General features: G+C 74.6%; 17 protein-coding genes. 3 read left to right on the top strand and 14 right to left on the bottom strand.

Features of this window, described 5'->3' with window-relative positions; genetic code table 11:
• Positions 1-108: 108 nt before the first annotated feature.
• The 4 genes from CCE02nite_RS05435 to dapE all read right to left on the bottom strand — a co-directional run bounded on the left by CCE02nite_RS05435 (position 109) and on the right by dapE (position 4,294).
• A complete protein-coding gene (locus CCE02nite_RS05435; RefSeq protein WP_141388652.1) occupies positions 109-1,278 on the bottom strand; it encodes a hypothetical protein in 1,170 nt (389 codons plus the stop codon).
• Positions 1,279-1,322: 44 nt separating this feature from the next.
• The gene (gene folP, locus CCE02nite_RS05430; protein WP_371861901.1) at positions 1,323-2,201 is read right to left on the bottom strand and encodes a dihydropteroate synthase; all 879 of its coding nucleotides are present in this window, start codon (positions 2,199-2,201) and stop codon (positions 1,323-1,325) included.
• A gap of 118 nt (positions 2,202-2,319) precedes the next feature.
• On the bottom strand, positions 2,320-3,156 hold the full coding sequence (locus CCE02nite_RS05425) for an LOG family protein (protein WP_141388650.1): 837 nt from the start codon (positions 3,154-3,156) through the stop codon (positions 2,320-2,322).
• Between the two features lie 10 nt (positions 3,157-3,166).
• Positions 3,167-4,294: a succinyl-diaminopimelate desuccinylase gene (dapE, locus tag CCE02nite_RS05420; protein WP_255318655.1), complete on the bottom strand. Its 1,128-nt coding sequence runs from the start codon at positions 4,292-4,294 to the stop codon at positions 3,167-3,169.
• A 36-nt stretch (positions 4,295-4,330) separates the two neighbouring features.
• On the opposite strand from dapE, the gene dapD reads away from it, so the two are divergent.
• Positions 4,331-5,323: a 2,3,4,5-tetrahydropyridine-2,6-dicarboxylate N-succinyltransferase gene (gene dapD, locus CCE02nite_RS05415; RefSeq protein ID WP_141388649.1), complete on the top strand. Its 993-nt coding sequence runs from the start codon at positions 4,331-4,333 to the stop codon at positions 5,321-5,323.
• A gap of 31 nt (positions 5,324-5,354) precedes the next feature.
• Complete coding sequence (locus CCE02nite_RS05410) at positions 5,355-6,332, top strand: hypothetical protein (protein WP_174774889.1); 978 nt, start codon at positions 5,355-5,357, stop codon at positions 6,330-6,332.
• Positions 6,333-6,453: 121 nt separating this feature from the next.
• Here the strand turns inward: CCE02nite_RS05410 and CCE02nite_RS05405 are convergent, their stop codons facing one another.
• From CCE02nite_RS05405 to fdxA, 3 genes are all read right to left on the bottom strand, one after another.
• Positions 6,454-7,752, bottom strand: coding sequence for a citrate synthase (locus CCE02nite_RS05405; protein WP_141388648.1), 1,299 nt, complete (start codon positions 7,750-7,752; stop codon positions 6,454-6,456).
• 126 nt (positions 7,753-7,878) lie between these two features.
• The gene (gene dapC / locus CCE02nite_RS05400; protein WP_141388647.1) at positions 7,879-9,009 is read right to left on the bottom strand and encodes a succinyldiaminopimelate transaminase; all 1,131 of its coding nucleotides are present in this window, start codon (positions 9,007-9,009) and stop codon (positions 7,879-7,881) included.
• Positions 9,010-9,028: 19 nt separating this feature from the next.
• Positions 9,029-9,346, bottom strand: a complete 318-nt coding sequence (gene fdxA, locus CCE02nite_RS05395) for a ferredoxin (RefSeq protein ID WP_024841122.1) — start codon at positions 9,344-9,346, stop codon at positions 9,029-9,031.
• 154 nt (positions 9,347-9,500) lie between these two features.
• Between fdxA and CCE02nite_RS05390 the strand changes: the two genes are divergently transcribed.
• The gene (locus CCE02nite_RS05390; RefSeq protein WP_141388646.1) at positions 9,501-9,794 is read left to right on the top strand and encodes a putative acetyltransferase; all 294 of its coding nucleotides are present in this window, start codon (positions 9,501-9,503) and stop codon (positions 9,792-9,794) included.
• A gap of 21 nt (positions 9,795-9,815) precedes the next feature.
• Here CCE02nite_RS05390 and CCE02nite_RS05385 read toward each other — a convergent pair whose 3' ends face one another.
• The 7 genes from CCE02nite_RS05385 to typA form a co-directional block, all read right to left on the bottom strand.
• Positions 9,816-10,811, bottom strand: a complete 996-nt coding sequence (locus CCE02nite_RS05385; RefSeq protein WP_255318654.1) for a prephenate dehydrogenase — start codon at positions 10,809-10,811, stop codon at positions 9,816-9,818.
• Entirely contained in the window at positions 10,808-11,770 is a 963-nt protein-coding gene (locus CCE02nite_RS05380) for a prephenate dehydratase (RefSeq protein WP_141388645.1), read from the bottom strand. The genes CCE02nite_RS05385 and CCE02nite_RS05380 overlap by 4 nt, the downstream gene beginning before the upstream one ends.
• Positions 11,767-12,672 (bottom strand): hypothetical protein, encoded by a 906-nt coding sequence (locus CCE02nite_RS05375; protein WP_141388644.1) that lies wholly within the window; start codon positions 12,670-12,672, stop codon positions 11,767-11,769. The genes CCE02nite_RS05380 and CCE02nite_RS05375 overlap by 4 nt, the downstream gene beginning before the upstream one ends.
• Positions 12,673-12,704: 32 nt before the next feature.
• The gene (locus CCE02nite_RS20900) at positions 12,705-15,683 is read right to left on the bottom strand and encodes a VanW family protein (RefSeq protein ID WP_255318653.1); all 2,979 of its coding nucleotides are present in this window, start codon (positions 15,681-15,683) and stop codon (positions 12,705-12,707) included.
• 76 nt (positions 15,684-15,759) lie between these two features.
• Positions 15,760-16,209, bottom strand: a complete 450-nt coding sequence (locus CCE02nite_RS05365) for a hypothetical protein (RefSeq protein WP_174774888.1) — start codon at positions 16,207-16,209, stop codon at positions 15,760-15,762.
• A 10-nt stretch (positions 16,210-16,219) separates the two neighbouring features.
• Positions 16,220-17,251, bottom strand: coding sequence for a PIG-L family deacetylase (locus tag CCE02nite_RS05360; protein ID WP_255318652.1), 1,032 nt, complete (start codon positions 17,249-17,251; stop codon positions 16,220-16,222).
• A gap of 13 nt (positions 17,252-17,264) precedes the next feature.
• On the bottom strand, positions 17,265-19,175 hold the full coding sequence (gene typA / locus CCE02nite_RS05355) for a translational GTPase TypA (RefSeq protein WP_141388643.1): 1,911 nt from the start codon (positions 19,173-19,175) through the stop codon (positions 17,265-17,267).
• Between the last annotated feature and the right edge of the window lie 54 nt (positions 19,176-19,229).

Below are 19,229 nucleotides of genomic sequence, written 5' to 3'. Positions count from 1 at the left end.
ATTTCCGTTGTCCCGAGTCCACCCCGCACGCGCGAGGAGGGGCGTCCGACCTCGGACGACGCCCGAGGACAGTCTAGTTCACCCGTACCGACATCCCGGGCGTCCGGGTCACGGCGGCCAGCCGGAGGGCGGGACGAGCCGCCACAGCGACCACACCCACCACACCTGACCCGCGACGCCGGCGAGGGTCATGGCCGCCAGCCACAGGCGAGACCGCGTCCACCCGACGGTCACGGCCGCGAGCGGGAAGGCGAGCAGCAGGAACCGCACGAGCGACGTGCCGGGCTGGATCGCCGCGACCAGGTAGGCCAGGTACGCGCCGGACCACGCGTGCATCTCCGGCCCGAGCCGCGCCGCGACGGGGTTGAGCACGAGGGCGGCCGTCGCGAGCAGCACGAGCGCGAGGACCCACGGGCCGGCGTCGCCCATCAGCCAGCGCGACACGTCGACCCACGGGACGAACGGCACGAACTCCGCTCCCCCGCGCCACGCCTCCTGCGTGCGGAAGTACCCCTGGTGCACGCCCGTGACGACGCTGCACGCCCACGGCCACACGAAGCCGCTCGCCAGGGCGACGGCGAGGAGACCGCCCACCCGCGCGGCGTCGGGCCCGCGCAGGTCGCCCCGGCGCCACCGGACGATCCCGTGCCACAGGACGACCGCCGCCATCGGCAGCGCGACGGCGCGGGAGAAGCCGAGGAGGACGACCACGAGCGCCGCCCACCCGTAGCGGCGCCGCGCCAGCAGCAGGAGCGCGGACGCCACGAGGAGGAGCGCGAGGGACTCCGTGTACGCGACCTGGAGGACGGGGCTGGACGGGAAGACGCTCACGAGCAGGACGGTCGCCAGCGGCAGGCCCGGCCGGCGCTCGACGGCCGCGGCGCCCGCCGTCGCGACCAGCCGGTGGATCACGAGGACGGCGCCGGCGCCGCACGCGAGCGCGACCGTGGGCGCGAGCACGTCCCACCCCAGTCCGGTGACGGCGTCGAGGGCACGGACGAGCGCCGGGAAGAGCGGGAAGAACGCCCAGACGTTCTGCTCGACGGCGCCGTCGGGACCCACGGGGAGCGTGTCGGGGTAGCCGGACGCGTAGATCTGCTCGTACCAGCTCGCGTCCCACATGCGCGCGACGTACGGCAGGTACGACGGCGCGGCGTCCGTCCAGGGGTTCGCCTCCTGGGACCTCGCGACGACGAGGAGGATCACCGCGCTCACCGCGCGCGCGAGACCGTACACCGCGAGGACCTGCGCCCACCACGGCCAGGAGGTCGGACGCATCAGCCGCGGACGCTCGCCCGGCCCGGCCACGGCGCGCCGCGTGGTCACGCGAGGCCCCGCAGGGCGGCCGCCGGAGGGGTCTCGTCGCGCACCGCGGCGACCAGGTCCAGGACGCGCCGGGTCGCCGCGACGTCGTGCGCGCGGAAGACGCGCGCGCCGAGCCACGCGGCGACGGCCGTGGCGGCGAGCGTGCCCTCCAGCCGCTCGTCGGCCGGGAGGTCGAGCGTCTCTCCCACGAAGTCCTTGCGGGACAGCGCCATGAGGAGCGGGAAACCGAGGTCTGCGAGGACCTCGGTCCGACGCAGGAGGTGCAGGGAGTGCCACGTGTTCTTGCCGAAGTCGTGCGTGGGGTCGACGAGGACCGACGCCCGCGGGACCCCGCACGCGACCGCCCGCTCGGCCGCCGCCCGGAGGGTCGCCACCACGTCCTGGACGACGCCGTCGCGCGGGTCCGCGGCACCAGGCCGGGCGGGATACGCGACGCGGAACGGGTCGGTGCGGGGCGTCGCACCCCCCGTGTGGGAGCACACGACACCGACGCCGTGCTCGCCGGCGACCTCGACCAGGCGCGGGTCGTGGCCCGCCCACGTGTCGTTGATGAGGTCGGCACCCGCGAGCGCCGCCTCGTGCGCCACCTCGGCCCGCCACGTGTCGACGCTCACGAGCAGGTCGGGGAACTCGGCGCGCACCCGTTCGACGAAGGGCACGACACGACGCACCTCCGCGTCGGGCGTCACCACGGGACCGACGCCGGCCCGCACTCCCCCCACGTCGAGGATCTCGGCGCCCTGGACGACCGCGCGCTCGACCGCGGCGAGCGCCTCCCGGTCGTCGAGCTGGCGCGCGCCCGCGTAGAACGAGTCGTCGGTGCGGTTGACGATCGCCATCACCGCGGGCCGCTCGAGGACCCGTCCGCGCAGCACGAGAGACGTACCGCGAGGGGGGACCCCGAGAGGAGGCAGCGGCACGGGTGCGTCGTCGGGGTGCCCGCCCGACGACTCCCCGGGCGCGGGGCCGGGTGAGGTCATCGCGCCGCGGCCCTCAGCTCGCGTCGCCGGCCTGCGCCCGGGCGAGCTCCTCGGTGGCCTCGAGCTCCTCGGCGCGCAGCTCGGCACCGCGGTCGCACACGTACTCGACGGCCTCGGCGGGGTCGTCGCACAGGTGGACGAGGTCGAGGTCGTGCGCGCTGATCATGCCGCGTCCTGCGACCGCCGTGCGGGCCCACTCGAGCAGCCCGCTCCAGTAGTCCGTGCCGACGAGCGCCACCGGGAACTCGGTGATCTTGTGCGTCTGGACGAGCGTGAGGGCCTCGAACAGCTCGTCGAACGTGCCGAACCCGCCCGGCAGGACGACGAAGCCCTGCGCGTACTTGACGAACATCGTCTTGCGGGCGAAGAAGTAGCGGAAGTTCACGCCGAGGTTCACGTACCGGTTCATGCCCTGCTCGAACGGGAGCTCGATGCCCAGACCGATCGACAGCCCGCCCGCCTCGGACGCGCCCTTGTTGGCCGCCTCCATGATGCCCGGGCCCCCGCCCGTGATGACGGCGAAGCCCTCGTCGACGAGGCGACGGCCGACGTCCTCGGCGAGCGCGTAGTCCGGGTGGTCCTGCTTGGTCCGCGCCGACCCGAACACCGACACGGCCGGGCCGACCTCCGCCAGCGCGCCGAAGCCCTCGACGAACTCGCTCTGGATGCGCATCACGCGCCACGGGTCCGAGTGGACCCAGTCCGCGCTGCCCCCCGTGTCGAGGAGGCGCTGGTCCGTCGTCTGACGCGGGATCTGGTCCCCGCGCAGCAGCACCGGCCCCTTGCGGTACCCCGTCCCGGCCTGGGGCAGGCCGTCGTCGGAACCCTGGTCACGCACCGTGTCGCTCATGGTCACGAGCCTATGCCGCAGGGGCGGCCGTCAGCCACGCACGGAGCGCGTCGCGGCACAGCGCGAGCTCGCCGACCGCGCAGCGCTCGTCGTCCTTGTGCGCGAGCAGCGGGTCGCCCGGTCCGAAGTTCACCGCCGGGACGCCCAGCTCGGCGAAGCGCGCGACGTCGGTCCAGCCGTACTTCGGCGCCGGCTCACCGCCCGTCACGCCCAGCACCGCGGCCGCGAAGTCCGCCGCGAGCGGGTCGTCGAGCCCGGGACGCGCGCCCGGCGCGACGTCGGTGAGGACCACCTCGAAGCCCGCGAACAACTCGCGCACGTGCTGCTCGGCCTCGGCCACCGTGCGCGACGGCGCGAACCGGAAGTTCACCGTGACGACGCACTCGTCCGGCACGACGTTGCCCGCGATCCCACCGGCGATGCCGACCGCGTTCATGCCCTCGCGGTAGACCAGACCGTCGACCTCGATCTGCTGCGGGACGTACGCCGCCAGGCGGTCGAGGACCTCGTGCGCCGCATGGATCGCGTTGGCGCCCGTCCAGGAGCGCGCGGAGTGGGCCGCGACCCCGGGGACGCGCACGTCGACCCGCAGCGTGCCGTTGCACCCGCCCTCGAGACCGGCGGACGTCGGCTCGCCGAGGACCGCGAAGTCGGCCGCGAGCAGGTCGGGACGGTTGCGCGCGAGGCGCCCGAGCCCGTTGAGGTCGGACGCGACCTCCTCGTGGTCGTAGAACACCCACGTCACGTCCTGCGCCGGGGCGTCGAGCTCGGCCGCGAGCGCGAGCGCGACCGCGACCCCGCCCTTCATGTCGACCGTCCCACGGCCCCAGACCTCGGCGTGCGCCCCCTCCCCCACGACGCGCGTGGGCAGGTTCGGCGGGTCCGTGAGGGGCACCGTGTCCAGGTGGCCCGCGACCACGACGCGCCGCTCCCGGCCGAGCGACGTGCGCGCGACGACCGTGTCGCCGTCGCGCACGACCTCCAGGTGCCGGTACGCCCGCAGCGCCGTCTCGACCGCGTCCGCCAGCGCCCGCTCGTCGCCGCTCACCGACGGCGTGTCGCACACCGCGCGGAAGAGGGCGACGAGATCGCCGCGGAGGTCGAGCACGGGCGGGGCGGCAGCGGTGGGAGAGGTCACGCCAGCACCCTACCGGCGGCGGATAGGGTGGGGCGCATGACTTCTGCGACCCCCGCGACCGCCCCCTCGGTGGCCGCGTCCGAGCCGCGTACGGCGTGGGGCTACGGCCTGGCGACCGTCACCGACGACGGCACGACACTCGACGTCTGGTACCCGGCCCCGGCGCTCGGCGCCGCCCCGGCGGACACGACCGCCCCCGCCTCGCTCGACGCGCTCGCCGAGCGCGACGAGCTGCGCGGCGTGGACGTCGTCGTGGTCCGGACCGAGATCGACCTCGACGCCGCCCCTGCCGACACCGCCGACGCGTACCTGCGCCTCCACCTGCTCTCCCACCGTCTCGTCGCTCCGCACGGGCAGAACCTCGACGGGCTCTTCGGCGTGCTGACGAACGTCGTCTGGACCAACCACGGCGCGTGCGCGGTCGACGGCTTCGAGGAGACGCGCCTGCGCCTGCGCGCGACCGGGCAGACCGTGACCGTGTACGGCGTGGACAAGTTCCCGCGCATGGTCGACTACGTCGTCCCCTCGGGCGTCCGCGTCGCCGACGCCGACCGGGTCCGGCTCGGGGCCCACCTCGCTCCCGGCACGACCGTCATGCACGAGGGTTTCGTCAACTTCAACGCCGGCACGCTCGGCACGTCGATGGTCGAGGGCCGCATCTCCGCAGGTGTCGTCGTCGGCGACGGCTCCGACGTCGGGGGCGGCGCGTCGATCATGGGAACCCTCTCCGGGGGCGGCCGCGAGGTCATCTCCGTCGGGCAGCGCTCACTCCTCGGCGCCAACGCGGGCCTCGGCATCCCCCTGGGCGACGACTGCGTCGTCGAGTCCGGCCTGTACGTCACCGCGGGGACCAAGGTGACCGTCGTCGGGCAGACCGACGCCGCGGGAGAGCCGCTCGTCGTCAAGGCGCGCGAGCTCTCCGGCCGCTCCGGCATCCTGTTCCGGCGCAACTCGCTCACCGGCGGCGTGGAGGCCGTGTCCCGCACCGGCGCCGGCGTCGAGCTCAACGCCGCGCTGCACGCGAACTGACCCACCACCGACGAGCACGACGGCGTCCCGCATGACCTCGACCCGATCCTCCCGCCCCCGGGACCTGCCGGACGTCGGTCGTGCGCGCCCCCGGCGCCGCCCGCTCCGCACCGTCGTCACCCTCCTCACGGTGGCCGCGGTCGGGGTGGGCGGCGTCGTCGTCGCGCTCAACCGGCTCGACGACGAGACGCCCGTCGCCGAGCGGTGCGCCGCGACCGCCGACGGCCGCACCTGGTACCTGTCCGTCACCCAGGCGGACAACGCGGCGCTCGTCGCCGGCACGGCCGTGCGCCGCGGACTGCCCGCCCGCGCCGCGACGATCGGGCTCGCGACCGCGCTCCAGGAGTCGCGGCTCGTCAACATCGACTACGGCGACCGCGACTCCGTCGGCCTGTTCCAGCAGCGCCCGTCCCAGGGCTGGGGCAGCGTCGAGCAGATCATGGACCCCGTGTACTCGGCCAACGCGTTCTACGACGTGCTCGAGACCGTCGAGGGCTACGAGGGCATGGAGGTCACCGTTGCGGCACAGACCGTCCAGCGCTCCGCGTTCCCCGACGCGTACGCGCAGCACGAGCCCCGGTCACGCGCCTGGGCCTCCGCGCTCACGGGTTGGTCCCCCGACTCGCTGACGTGCGACCTCGCCCCCGTCGCGGCGACCGAGGTCCCCGCCGACGGCGATCCCGCGCAGCCGTTCCGGGACCGCCTGGTCCGCGACCTCGGCGACGGGGCCCAGGTGTCCCCTCTCGACGGCGGAGACGGGAGCACCGTGCAGCTCGACGCCTCGGGACTGCCCGCCGCGGGCGACGACGGCGGTCCCGATCGCTCCGCGTGGGCCGTCGCCCAGTGGGCCGTCGCCACCGCGGACGCGACGAACGTCGTCGCCGTCGAGGTCGGCGACCGCCGCTGGTCCCGCGAGGACTCGACGTGGAGCCCGCTCGACCCCGAGGAGCTCGCGCCGCTCGACCCGGGCCTCCTCCGCGTCCACGTCGCTGTCCCCGACGAGTCCTGAGGTGGACCGGACCGCTCCGCTCGACCGCCGTCGTGGCCCTGGTCGCGGCACGCGTGCCAGGACGACGGACGCCGCGCGGCTCACCGTGGGGTGAGCGACGCGGCGTCCGGAGGAGCGGGTGTCAGCGGGCGGAGGCCGGGACGTAGTCGCGCTCGGTCTCGCCGACGTAGACCTGGCGCGGGCGGCCGATCTTGGTCTGCGGGTCCTTCATCATCTCGCGCCACTGCGCGATCCAGCCGGGCATCCGACCGAGCGCGAAGAGCGGCGTGAACATCGCGGGCGAGAAGCCCATGGCCTTGTAGATGAGGCCCGTGTAGAAGTCGACGTTCGGGTAGAGCTTGCGCTCGATGAAGTAGTCGTCGTTGAGCGCGATCTCCTCGAGGCCCATGGCGATGTCGAGGAGCTGGTCCTTCTTGCCGAGGGTCGAGAGCACGGCGTCGGCGGACTTCTTGACGATGGCCGCGCGCGGGTCGTAGTTCTTGTAGACCCGGTGGCCGAAGCCCATGAGGCGGACGCCGTCCTCCTTGTTCTTCACCTTCTTCATGAAGGTGTCGACGTCGTACTCGGCGCCCGCGATCTTGTCGAGCATCGTCAGGACGGACTCGTTGGCGCCACCGTGCAGCGGGCCGGAGAGCGCGTTGACGCCCGCCGCGACGGAGGCGTAGAGGTTGGCGTGCGACGAGCCGACGACGCGGACGGTCGACGTCGAGCAGTTCTGCTCGTGGTCGGCGTGCAGGATGAGCAGCTTGTCGAGTGCGTCGACGACGACCGGGTCGGCCTCGTACTGCTGGTACGGCGTCGCGAACGTCATGCGCAGGAAGTCGTCGACGTACCCGCGCGAGTAGTCCGGGTAGAGCAGGGGCTCGCCGACGCGGCGGCGGTGCAGGTACGACGTGATGGTGCGCGACTTCGCGAGGAGCAGGACCGTCGCGAGCTCGACCGTCTCGTCGTCGAACGGGTCGAGCGACTCCGGGTAGAACGTCGACAGCGCGTTGATCGCGGACGAGAGGACGGCCATGGGGTGGGCGCCCCGCGGGAACGTCCCCATGAAGGTCCGGAAGTCCTCGTGCACGAGCGTGTGGCGGTTGACGCGCTCGACGAAGGCCTCGAGCGTCGGGGTGTCCGGGAGCTCGCCGTGGATGAGCAGGTAGGCCACCTCGAGGAAGCTCGACTGCTCGGCGAGCTGCTCGATGGGGTACCCGCGGTACCGCAGGATGCCGGCGTCACCGTCGATGTACGTGATGCTCGACTCGCACGACGCCGTGTTCATGAAGCCCGGGTCGACGGTCACGAGGCCGGTCGACTTGAGCAAGGAGGACACGACGATGCCGTCGTTGCCGTCGGTCGCCGCGACCACGGGCAGGTCCTGCGCCTGGTCGTCGACGAGGAGGCGGACCTTCGCCTGCTGAGTGGTGGTCATGGTTCCCTTCCTGCTGCTGCTCGCGCCGTTGCCGCGCGGTCGACCGTACCCCGCTTCACCCGCACGTGACCAATCCTGAACCGTCACGAGAACACCACGCCTCTGTGAGGCAGGTCACGTCAGCGATCAGGCTCCGGAGAGTCGAGCCGCGGCCTCGTGGACGCGCTCGTCGGTCGCTGTGAGCGCGACCCGCACGTGCCCCGCGCCCTCCGGTCCGTAGAACGCGCCGGGCCCTACCAGTATGCCGAGGTCGGCGAGGTCGGACACGGTCCGCCAGCAGTCGCCGCCGTGGTCCCCCGCCGGTCGTGACCACAGGTAGAGGCCTGCCTCGGAGTGGTCGACCTGGAGCCCGGCGTCGCCGAGCGCCGCGACGAGCACCTCGCGCCGGCGCGCGTACACGTCGCGCTGCGCGGCGACGTGGGTGTCGTCGGACAGCGCCGCGACCATCGCCGCCTGCACGGGCGCGGGCACGATCATGCCGAGGTGCTTGCGCGTCGCGAGCAGGTCGGCGACGAGAGCCGGGTCGCCGGCGACGAACGCGGCCCGGTAGCCGGCCATGCTCGACTGCTTCGAGAGCGAGTAGGTGACGAGGAGGCCGTCGTGCGACCCCCCGGAGACGACCGGGTCGAGCAGGCTCGGCACGCCCCGCGACGCGTAGGGCTCGGCCCACGCCAGCTCCGCGTAGCACTCGTCGCTCGCCACGACCGCGCCGATCTCGCGCGCCGCGGCGACGACGCGCGCGAGGTGGGCGGCGTCGAGCACCCGGCCGGTCGGGTTGCTCGGGGAGTTCACCCAGACGAGGCGCACGTCCACCCGGCCCGCCCACTCGTCGACGTCGTCGGTCGCGAGCGGCGTCGCGCCGGCGAGTCGCGCGCCCACGTCGTACGTCGGGTAGGCGGTGCGCGGGTGCACGACGACGTCGCCCGGCCCGAGGCGCAGGAGCGACGGCAGCAGCCCGACGAGCTCCTTGCTGCCGACGGTCGGCAGGACGGCGTCGGGGGCGAGGCCCGGGACGCCGCGCCGGCGGGCGAACCATCCGGAGACGGCCTCGCGCAGCGCCGGGGTGCCGTGCGTCGTCGGGTAACCGTGCGCGTCGGACGCCGCGGCGAGCGCGTCGCGCACGACGGCCGGCGTCGGGTCGACGGGAGTCCCGATCGAGAGGTCGACGACGCCGCGCGGGTGCGCGCGGGCGCGCTCCGCGTACGGGGTCAGGGTGTCCCAGGGATAGGCGAGACCGGAGAGGTCGGCGAGTCCCACGTGCGGCGGTGCCGGGTGCTCAGGCCTGCGGCGGCAGGGCGGCGATCATCGGGTCGTCCTTCTCGATGAGACCCATCTTCGCGGCGCCGCCGGGCGAGCCGAGGTCGTCGAAGAACTCGACGTTGGCGCGGTAGTAGTCGCTCCACTCCGTCGGGACGTCGTCCTCGTAGTAGATGGCCTCGACCGGGCACACCGGCTCGCACGCGCCGCAGTCGACGCACTCGTCGGGGTGGATGTACAGCGACCGCTTGCCCTCGTAGATGCAGTCGACAGGACACTCCTCGATGCACGCCTTGTCCTTGACGTCCACGCACGGCTGGGCGATCACGTAAGTCACGACCGAGTACCTTTCTGGATTCGTCCGGACCCCGACCCGGCGAGGGGCGAGGTCACGACAGGGAGACGCAGGACTAGTATCGCTCAGGTCGGGCGGTGCCCGACCCTCCCTGACCAGCCCGTGGACGAACGTCACAGACCGAGGAGCGCCTGCCGTGCCCGACACGCCCTGGACCGCGTGGGCCCCGGGCACCCGGGTGGTCGTCCGTCGTCGCCTCACCGCCGACGAGGCAGCCGCCGCGGGCAAGCCCCTCACGGACGTCATCGGCGTCGTCGTGCGGACCACCGCGGCCGAGCTCGTGCTGCGCGAGGACGCGGGCGGGGGCGCCGCCCCGCCGCACCGCGGTCACGGCGTGCACGACGACGGCCCGCCCCTCGTCGTCGTCCCGCTCGACGCGATCGTGGCCGGCAAGCCCGTCCCGCCGCGCCCACCACGACGACCGGCCTGACCCGGCGGCCCCGGGCCGAGCTCAGGCGACGACGACCGCGTCGTCCTCGACGGCCACGACGACGGCCCCACGGGCACCCGCCGCGGTGACCTCCGCGCGCCAGGCCCCCGCGTCGTCGAGGACCACGCGCAGCAGCTCCCCGGTCCCCGGCGCGTCGGCCGGGCCGCGCACCGGGTCGGGCCGGTCGAAGAACTCTCCCACGGGCGCGTTCGACTCGAGCGCCGTGAGTAGCTGCTCGAGGTCGCGCACCACGACGCGCAGGGCCGACGCGACCCAGGCCGCGTTGTCGGTGACCATCGCCTCGGTGCGCCGGGGGTCCGTGCGCCCCACCCGCGTCGCGTCCCGGAAGCTGCCCGCCGCCAGCCCGCGCGCGACGTCGCGCACCGGCGCGTCCGCGACGACGCCGAGGAGCTCGGTGGCGAGCACGTGCGGGACGTGGCTGACGAGCGCCGTCGACTCGTCGTGGACGTCGTCGGTGAGGACGTGCACCGTCCCGCCGAGCGGTCCGGTCACGAGCCGCAGCACCGTGACGAACGCCTCGCGGCGCGTCGTCCCGTCGACCGTGACCGCCCACCGGGCGCCGTCGAGCATCCGCGGGTCGGACGCCTCGAAACCCGAGCGCTCTGTCCCGGCCATGGGGTGCGCCCCGACGTAGCGCGCGTCGAGACCCGCCGACCGGACGGCGTCGCGCACGGCGCCCTTCACGCTGCCGACGTCGGTGACGACGGTCGCGCCGCGCACGTGCCGCGCGACCTCGGTCGCGACCGCCCGCATGGCCCGCAGCGGGACCGCGAGCACGAGGACGTCGGGCTCCGCCGCGCACACGTCGGCCACGTCGCCGACGACCCGCAGGCCCGCGGCGCGGGCGGCGGCGCGCGTGGAGGCGGTCGCGTCATGGGCGGTCACCTCGACGCCCTGGTCGTGCAGGAGCCGCGCGACCGAGCCGCCGACCAGCCCGAGCCCGACGACCCCGACCCGCAGCGCCGTCCCCGCGGCCGGCGCCGCGTCGGGCGTCACCACAGCAGCCCCGCCGCGAGCGCGGCCGGGTCCGCCGAGGAGTCGACGCTGCCCACCGGGACGTGCACGACGTCCACGTCGGCGTGCACCGACTCGTCCAGCTCGCCGCGCGCGGGCACGACCCCGAGGGTCTTGAGCGAGTCGCCCGCCCGCACGAGGTCGTCGAGCACGGCGCGGACCGGGGCGTCCCACGGTGCGCCGTCGACCGTCAGGACGAACACGTACGTGCCGGCCACCGCCTTGAGCGGGCGCGTGATGAGGCTCGACAGGTTGACGCCGCGCTCGCCGAAGGACCGCGTGATGCGGGCGAGCACGCCCGGCCCGGTGACGACGGGGGTCACCGCGAGCATCGTGCGCCACGGTCCGTCGCCCCGAGCGCGCGCCGCCTCCAGGGCCGCGGACGCCTCCGCCCGCGGCGCGAGGACGAGGAACCGGGTCCGGGCGCCGGCGAAGTCCTCGACGTCTCGCTCGAACGTCTCGAGGCCGTAGAGCTCGCCGCAGATCGTCGGCCCCAGCGCGACCTGGTGCAGACCGGCGTCCCGGCAGGCTGCCGCGTTCGACGACGCGGCGAGCGGGGCGAGGGCCGTCCGGCGGACGAACTCCTGGCACTGCGCGAGGCCGTGCGGGTGGGCGGTGACCTCCGTCAGCTCGCCGTGGCCGGGCCGCACGAACGCGTCGAACGAGATGTCGAGCACGACCTCGTCGACCGCGACGACCGCCGCGCTCCCGACGATCGCGTCGAGCGACGGCACCACGTAGCCCTCGACCGTGTTCTCGATCGCGACGACCCCGCGTGCGAGCTCTCCGGCGGCGACCCCGGCGAACACGTCCGCCACCGTCGTGCGCGCGGCGAGGGGGGTGGACCGGTCGGCCTGGCCGTCCGCGTGGTCGGCGCACCACACCGCCGCCGCCTGGTGCGTGAACGACCCCTCCGGGCCGAGGTAGCCGACGACGTTCACGCGCGCACGGTGTCCGGCGCCGACGCCCAGCGCGGCGCGAGCGCGTCCGGGCCGGGCACGAACTCCTGCCCGGGCAGGACGGCCAGCAGGCGGTGCGCGACGCCCCGCTCCGCGAAGCCCGCGAGGAGACCGTCGAGCGTCCCCGCGTCGGGGCAGGAGAACGCGCAGAAGAAGATGTGGGGTCCGGCCTGGGAACGGTGGCTGCGCAGGTGCTGGAGGTCGATGCCTGCCTGGGCGACGAGCGCGAGCGTCTCCTGGAGCGAGCCACGGTGGTCGTCCCGCGGCCCGAACGCGAGCCAGACCTGGGCGACGCCCTCGGCCCGCGGCACGGCGTCCCGGCTCTCCAGGAGCCCGTACCAGACGGGCGCGCCCTCGCCGAGGACCTCGCTCCCCGCGAGCTCGGCGTACCCGAGCGCGGCGAGCGGTCCCGCGACGACGGACCGCTCGACGACGAGGCTGCCGTCGGGGCCGGCGAGCGCGATGCGCTCCTCGAGGCTCGTCCGCGTCGGGACGAGGGACGGGCTCACGCCCATCGTGCGCAGCACGTGGCGGCGGTCGCGCATACCCGCCTCGTCCACGACGACGTGCCCCGTCAGGTCCCGCGCGGCGCCCGAGCGCCCGACCCAGACCCACTGCGCCGGCACGGCCGACGCCCCCGTGAGCACGAGCGAGGGCGGCGCGGCGAGCAGCGCCCGCTCCAGCTCGTGCGAGGGCTGCGCCGGGTGCCCCAGGTGCACGACGGCCGACAGGCCGTCGATGCTCGCGACGGTCGACAGCGTGGCGGTCGTCGACCCGAGGTCGAGCAGCGCGTCCGCCTCGGCGGGGTCGCCCTCGACCCAGCCGGCCGCCGTGGCCGCGAGCAGCGCCTGCGCGCCCGACTCCCGTTCGCTCCGTCCGAGCATGGGACCTCCGTGTGTGTGGTGGACCGGGTCGTCTACTCGCAGACGACCGCGTTGTCCGGCTTGTACGTCCACCGGTAGGACTCGTCCTTGACGAGCTCGCCCTCGCGGTAGACCTTGCGGTAGTTCGTGATGGAGAAGCCCGGGCTGCCCGCGGGCGTGGGGGCGCAGTCGGCGCCGGAGTGCGTGACCGTCGACGGCTGGACCACGTTCGACTTGCCGCTCGACGACGTCTCCACGTCGTAGTACTTGGTGCTCCAGATCGCGACGTGCAGCTCGCCCCCGCCGACCCAGGACTGCATGAGGACGCCGTACGGGGTGTCGTTCTTGAACTTCATGTCGATCGACCCGACGAAGATCGTCGCCTCGCGCCCCGCGGGGTAGCGCTCGAACCAGTAGCTGTGCGGTCGGTGCTCGACGTCCTCGAGGCCGGCGAAGAACCCGGCGTTGTACGTGGTCGTCGCCATCTGCGACAGACCGCCGCCGACGCCCTCCGTGTGGCGCCCGCTCTCGACGATGCCCGCCGCGAAGTAGCCGCCCTCGAGCGTGATGGGCGACAGCGTGTCGACGAGCGAGAACGTCTCGCCCGGCTTCACGAGGGTCCCCGTCACCTTCTCCGCGCCGCGGCGCAGGTTCGCGGTGCGCACCGGGACGTTGGGCACGGGGGTGGAGAACTCCGAGACCTTCTCCTTGATCCCGAGCGCCTCGAGCGCGGCGACCGACTGCTCGGGGTCGGACTCGACGAGCTCGACCGTCGCGGTCCGCTCGTCGCCGGAGGACGCCGTCGTGACGGCCGCCGCGAGGGCCGCCGGGTCGATCGTCGTGCCGGGCTCACCGCCCTCGATCACCGGCGCCCCGTCCTGGAAGACGAAGTGCGCGTCGTCCGCCGCGGTGAGCAGGTCGTTCGTCCGGTCGACCACCGAGTCCACGAGCATCGCGCCGTCGAAGGTGAGCGTGAGCACGCCGTCGGTCGCCGGGAACGACGCGGCGGCCGCGAGCGCCTCCGGCGGGAGCTCGGGGTTCTGGCCCCCGACCGACACGACGACGGGCGCGGACACCACCTTCTCCGCCTGAGCGAGCGCGGCGTCCGTCTCCTCCTGCGTGATCTCGGGCTCCACGGGTTCGGTCGGGAGCGTCACCGGGCCGTCCGTGACGAGCCAGCTCCCCGTGATGGTCGCCGGGACCTCGTCCGTGACCAGCGCCGAGCCGTCGGCGGCCGGGGTGCTCGTCGGGGCGCCGTCCACGAACTGGACAGCGCCGTCGAAGGGGGCGATCTCGAGGCTCCCGCGCAGCGCCTCGACCTGGGCGTCGAGCGCCGCGTCGTCGACCGCGACCACGGGGGCCTCGTCCTCGCCACCGAAGAGGTGCTGCCACAGGCGGGCCGGGCTCATCGAGAAGGCCGTGAGCTCCTCGGCGGTGGCCGCGGCGTCGAACGTGAGGCCCGCGGCCGCCGGGTCGAGCGTCGTGCTCGCCTCGCCCGCCGTGAGCGTGACCGGCTCGGCCGCACGCGGGCCGAGCTCGGACTCGAGCCGTTCCTGCGCCGCCGTGCGGGTGAGCCCCCCGACGTCCACTCCGGCGACGCTCGTCCCGCTCGGCACCTTGTCCGAGAAGAACCACTGCGCGCCGGTGTAGAGCCCGCCGAGGACGAGGACGCCGATGCCCGTCCACATCAGCCCGCGCACCCAGCCGCGCCGGGGCGCGTCCTCCTCGAAACCGTCGAAGGGCGACGCCTGCCGGGACTCGTCGGGCGGGACCGGGCCGAAGGCGCTCCCCAGGCCCGCTGCCGGCGGTGCGGCCGCGGGCGTCGCGCCCGGGTTCGCCGTCGGGTCCGCTGCGGGGTCCGTGGCCGGAGCGCCCGGTCGGACGGACGTCCGGACGACCGGGGCGGGCCGGGACCACGGGTCGACGGGCGGGATGACCTGGGTGGCGTCCGCGGCCGGCGCGGGGGCCGGGTCAGCGGGGTCCTGACCGGCCGCCGACGGCGCGGGTGCCTGCGGCGGCACCACGGGCACGACGGCGGTCCGCTCGGCCTCGGGCTCCTCCACCGCGGGCACCACGGCGGTCTGCTCGGCCGGAGGCTCGCCCGCCGCGACGTCCGGACCGTCCGAGGACGTCGCGGCCTGCGCCTCGGTCCCAGGCGCCGGGACGAGCACTGCCGGGACGCTGGGGTCGAACGCGAAGACGCGGGGTACGTACGGCTCCTCCTCGCCGTCGTCCTCCTCGCTCGGGGGCGACGGCGGGTCGACCGTCCCGGCGGGCGCGGGTGCGGCGCCCGACGCCGCTCCCGCGACCGGGACCTCGTCCGTCGCGACGTCTCCCGCCTCCGCCGCGGTCGCGTCCTGCGCGGAGCCGGCCTCGGTCCCGACGGCCGTCCCGGTCGGGGCGTCCGTGGGCTCGCTGGGCGGCACCGGTGCCTGCACCGCGTCGTCGGGGGCGTCGCCCGCCTCGGTCGGGGACTCGTCCGGCGTCTGCGCGCCCGGGACGGCGTCGGCCTGCGGCACGACACCCTCCGAGCCCTCCGGCACGTCCGGCCGCGCCTCGGCCACCTCGATGACCGCCGTCTCGTCCGGATCGACCGGGGCGTCGTCCCGCTCGTGCGGCGCCGCGGGCTCGACGGGGCTCGTCGGCTCGACCGCAGCGCCGGCGCCGGTCGCCGCGGGCCCGACCGCCGTGCCGTCTCCGACCGGGGCGTCCTGGTCGACCGACGTCGCGGGCTCGACCACCTCGCCCTCGTCGCGCGGCGCCTCCTGGTCCGCCGGCGTCACAGGCTCGGGGACCTCGTCCGCAGCGGCGACCTCGCCGGCGCGCGGCGCGTCGTCGTCCACCGCGGGTGCGGACTCGGCCGGGGCACCGGCCCCGTCGGCGCCGGGCTGCTCGGAGACGTCGGCGGTCCCGGGTGCCTCGGCGCTCGCGTCGACGCGGGCGGGCTCGGGGCGGGGACCGGGGGTCCCGGTCCCTGGGGCGGCGTCCTGAGGGGAGTCGAGATCGGCGTCTCGGTCGGTCGGCTGACCCATCCACTGTCTCCGTGACGAAAGGCGCGCGGCTGTCCGCGCGACGACGAGGGGTGTGCGGGGATCCGCACCGCGAATTCTAGCGGGACGCGAGGGTGTCCTCGGGTCCGTCGTGCCTGGTGGGACGGCCGTGGAGCGCTGGGCGGACGGGCCGGTCGCTGAACCACGAGCGCGGCAGGAACGCCACCGCCGCGACGACGAGCAGACCCCCGTAGATCCACACGTACCCGACGGGCTCGCTGGGCACGAGGACGTCGCCACCGGGGCCCTCGAGCGAGAGCAGCTGGACCACGACGACCCACCCGATGCCGTAGCCGAGCAGGCCGGCCATGCCGCCCCAGGCGCGCGCGAGGGTGCCGGCCACGAAGACCGTCACCAGCGCGAGCACGATGCCCAGCCCGACGCCTCCCGGGAGGTCGACGCCGAGCAGGTGCGCCCGGTGCGCGACCGTGCCGACGAGCCCGACGAGCACGCCCACGAGCGCGCACGCCATCCCGCGGCCGACGAGCCGCCCCATACCGGTCTCCACGGGCCCCAGGCTAACGCGTGGGCTCGGGCCGGACCTGGTCGCCCGGGAGAGCGCCGCCGGAGGGAGCGTAGAACTCGTGTGAAGGGACGGGGGCCAGCACGTCGTTGCTGAGCGCGTACCAGCCCAGCAGGTCCCCCGCGTCCTCCCCACGCACCTGTCCCTCGTCGACGGCGGCGGTCGCGTGCTGGACCTGCGTGCCGTGCGCCCGCACGGCCGCGAGGAGCTGGTCGAGCACGGGCGCCACCGGCACGGTCACGAGCGGGGGCAGCGAGGCGTCGGGGCGCGCGACCGGCGGGAGGTCCTCGTCCGGGTCGGGCAGGACGAGGTCGGTGTCGCCCGCGAGGAGCTCCCGGACCGCAGGGTGGGCCGCGAGCGCGTGTCGCGCGGCGCGCACCGTGCTCTCGGGGGCCACGGCGAGCCAGAGCGCGGGCACCGGCTCGCCCGCTGTGCCGAGCAGCTCCAGCGCCCGGACCGTCACGTCGTGCGCGCGCACGTGGTCGGGGTGCCCGTACCCGCCGCCGGGCTCGTACGTCGCGACGACGGCGGGACGCCGGTCGCGCACGACGGCGGACAGCCGCGCGGCGGCCTCGTCGAGCGGGACGCCGACGAACGCCCCGGGCGGGAGGTCCTCCGCGGCGCTCGCGAGGCCCGGGGCGACCCAGGCCATCCCGGAGTCCTCGAACCGGGGCAGGGCCCCGCCGTCGGGCACCGCGCTCGCCCCGGGACGCGCGACCGTGTCGAGGAAGACGTGGTCCGCGACGCCGAGGGCGGCGAGCGCGCGGGCGAGCTCGCCCTCGCGGTGCGCGGCGAGGGCGGGGCCGTCGCCCTCGAGGTGCCCGACGCCGGTCGGGTGCGCGGGCGTGTCGATCACCTCGCCCCGCTCGCCGCGCGTGCAGGTCACCACGGTGACGCGCTCACCCGAGCGCGCCCAGGTCGCGAGGAGCGCGCCCGTGGAGAGCGTCTCGTCGTCGGGGTGGGCGTGCACGGCCAGCAGGCCGCCGTCGGGCACGACGGCGGCCTGCTGGGACGACGGGACGGTCACCCGTGCGGCGACGTCAGGCGCGCTTGGCGCGCGAGACCGCGCGGGCGCGCTCGGTCTGGTCGAGCAGCACCTTGCGGATGCGCACGACCTCGGGCGTGACCTCGACGCACTCGTCCTCGCGCGCGAACTCGAGCGACTCCTCGAGCGTGAGGTGGCGCGGCGGGACGAGGTTCTCGAAGTTGTCGGCCGTCGAGGACCGCATGTTCGTGAGCTTCTTCTCCTTGGTGATGTTCACGTCCATGTCCTCGTTGCGCGAGTTCTCGCCGACGATCATGCCCTCGTAGACCTCCTGGGTGGGGTCGACGAAGAACGAGCCGCGCTCCTGGAGGTTGATCATCGCGAACGGCGTCACCTTGCCGGCGCGGTCGGCCACGAGCGAGCCCGTCGTGCGGGTCTCGATGTGCCCGGCCCACGGCTCGTAGCCCTCGGAGATCGAGGCCGCGATGCCCGTGCCGCGCGTCTCCGTGAGGAAGCGCGTGCGGAAGCCGATGAGCCCGCGCGCCGGGACCATGAACTCCATGCGGATCCAGCCGGTGCCGTGGTTCGACATGGTCTCCATGCGGCCCTTGCGCTGCGCGAGGAGCTGCGTGACGTTGCCGAGGTACTCCTCGGGGACGTCGATGGTCATGCGCTCCATGGGCTCGTGCGTCTTGCCGTCGATCGTGCGCGTGACGACCTGCGGCTTGCCGACCGTGAGCTCGAAGCCCTCGCGGCGCATCTGCTCGACGAGGATCGCGAGCGCGAGCTCGCCGCGGCCCTGGACCTCCCACGCGTCGGGGCGCTCGGTCGGCAGCACGCGCAGCGAGACGTTGCCCACGAGCTCGGAGTCGAGGCGGTCCTTGACCTGGCGGGCCGTGACCTTGTGGCCCTTGCCGCCCTTGCCCGCGAGCGGCGAGGTGTTGATCCCGATGGTCATGGAGATCGCCGGGTCGTCGACCGTGATGAGCGGCAGCGGGCGCGGGTCCTCGGGGTCGGTGAGCGTCTCGCCGATCGTGATGTCCGCGATGCCCGCGACGGCGACGATGTCACCCGGTGCGGCCGACTCCGTGGGGACGCGGTCGAGCGCCTTGGTCTCGAGGAGCTCGGTGATCTTGACGTTCTGGAGCGTGCCGTCGTGCCGGGCCCACGCGACGACCTGGCCCTTGCGGAGCTCGCCGTTGAAGATGCGCAGCAGCGCGAGGCGGCCGAGGAACGGCGACGCGTCGAGGTTCGTGACGTGCGCCTGGAGCGGCGCGCCCTCGTCGTACGTCGGCGCGGGGATCTTCTCGAGGATGGTCGTGAAGAGCGGCTCGAGGTCCTCGTTCGAGGGGAGCTGGCCGTCCACGGGCTGGTCGAGCGACGCGCGCCCGGCCTTGGCCGACGCGTAGACGACCGGGACGTCCAGGATGGCGTCGAGGTCGAGGTCGGGCACCTCGTCCGCGAGGTCGGAGGCGAGGCCGAGCAGCAGGTCCGTGGCCTCGGCGACGACCTCGGTGATGCGCGAGTCCGGGCGGTCGACCTTGTTGACGACGATGATGACCGGGAGCTTCGCGGCGAGCGCCTTGCGCAGCACGAACCGGGTCTGCGGGAGCGGGCCCTCGCTCGCGTCGACCAGGAGGACGACGCCGTCGACCATCGACAGGCCGCGCTCGACCTCGCCGCCGAAGTCGGCGTGGCCGGGGGTGTCGATCACGTTGATCGTGATGCCGTCGGGCTCCCCCACCGCGGCGGCGGCCGGGCCGGCGTAGCGGACCGCGGTGTTCTTCGCGAGGATGGTGATGCCCTTCTCGCGCTCGAGGTCACCGGAGTCCATGACGCGGTCGTCCACGTGCTGGTGCGCGGAGAAGGCGCCGGACTGGCGCAGCATCGCGTCGACGAGCGTGGTCTTGCCGTGGTCGACGTGGGCGACGATCGCCACGTTGCGCAGGTCGGAGCGCACAGACATCTACGGTTCTCATTTCGTGGGGTTCGAGGGGCGACGACGGCCGGCCACCTCTGC

Source organism: Cellulosimicrobium cellulans (assembly GCF_006539945.1).
Taxonomy (GTDB): Bacteria; Actinomycetota; Actinomycetes; order Actinomycetales; family Cellulomonadaceae; genus Cellulosimicrobium; species Cellulosimicrobium cellulans.
This window is presented reverse-complemented; position numbering and strand designations above follow the sequence as displayed.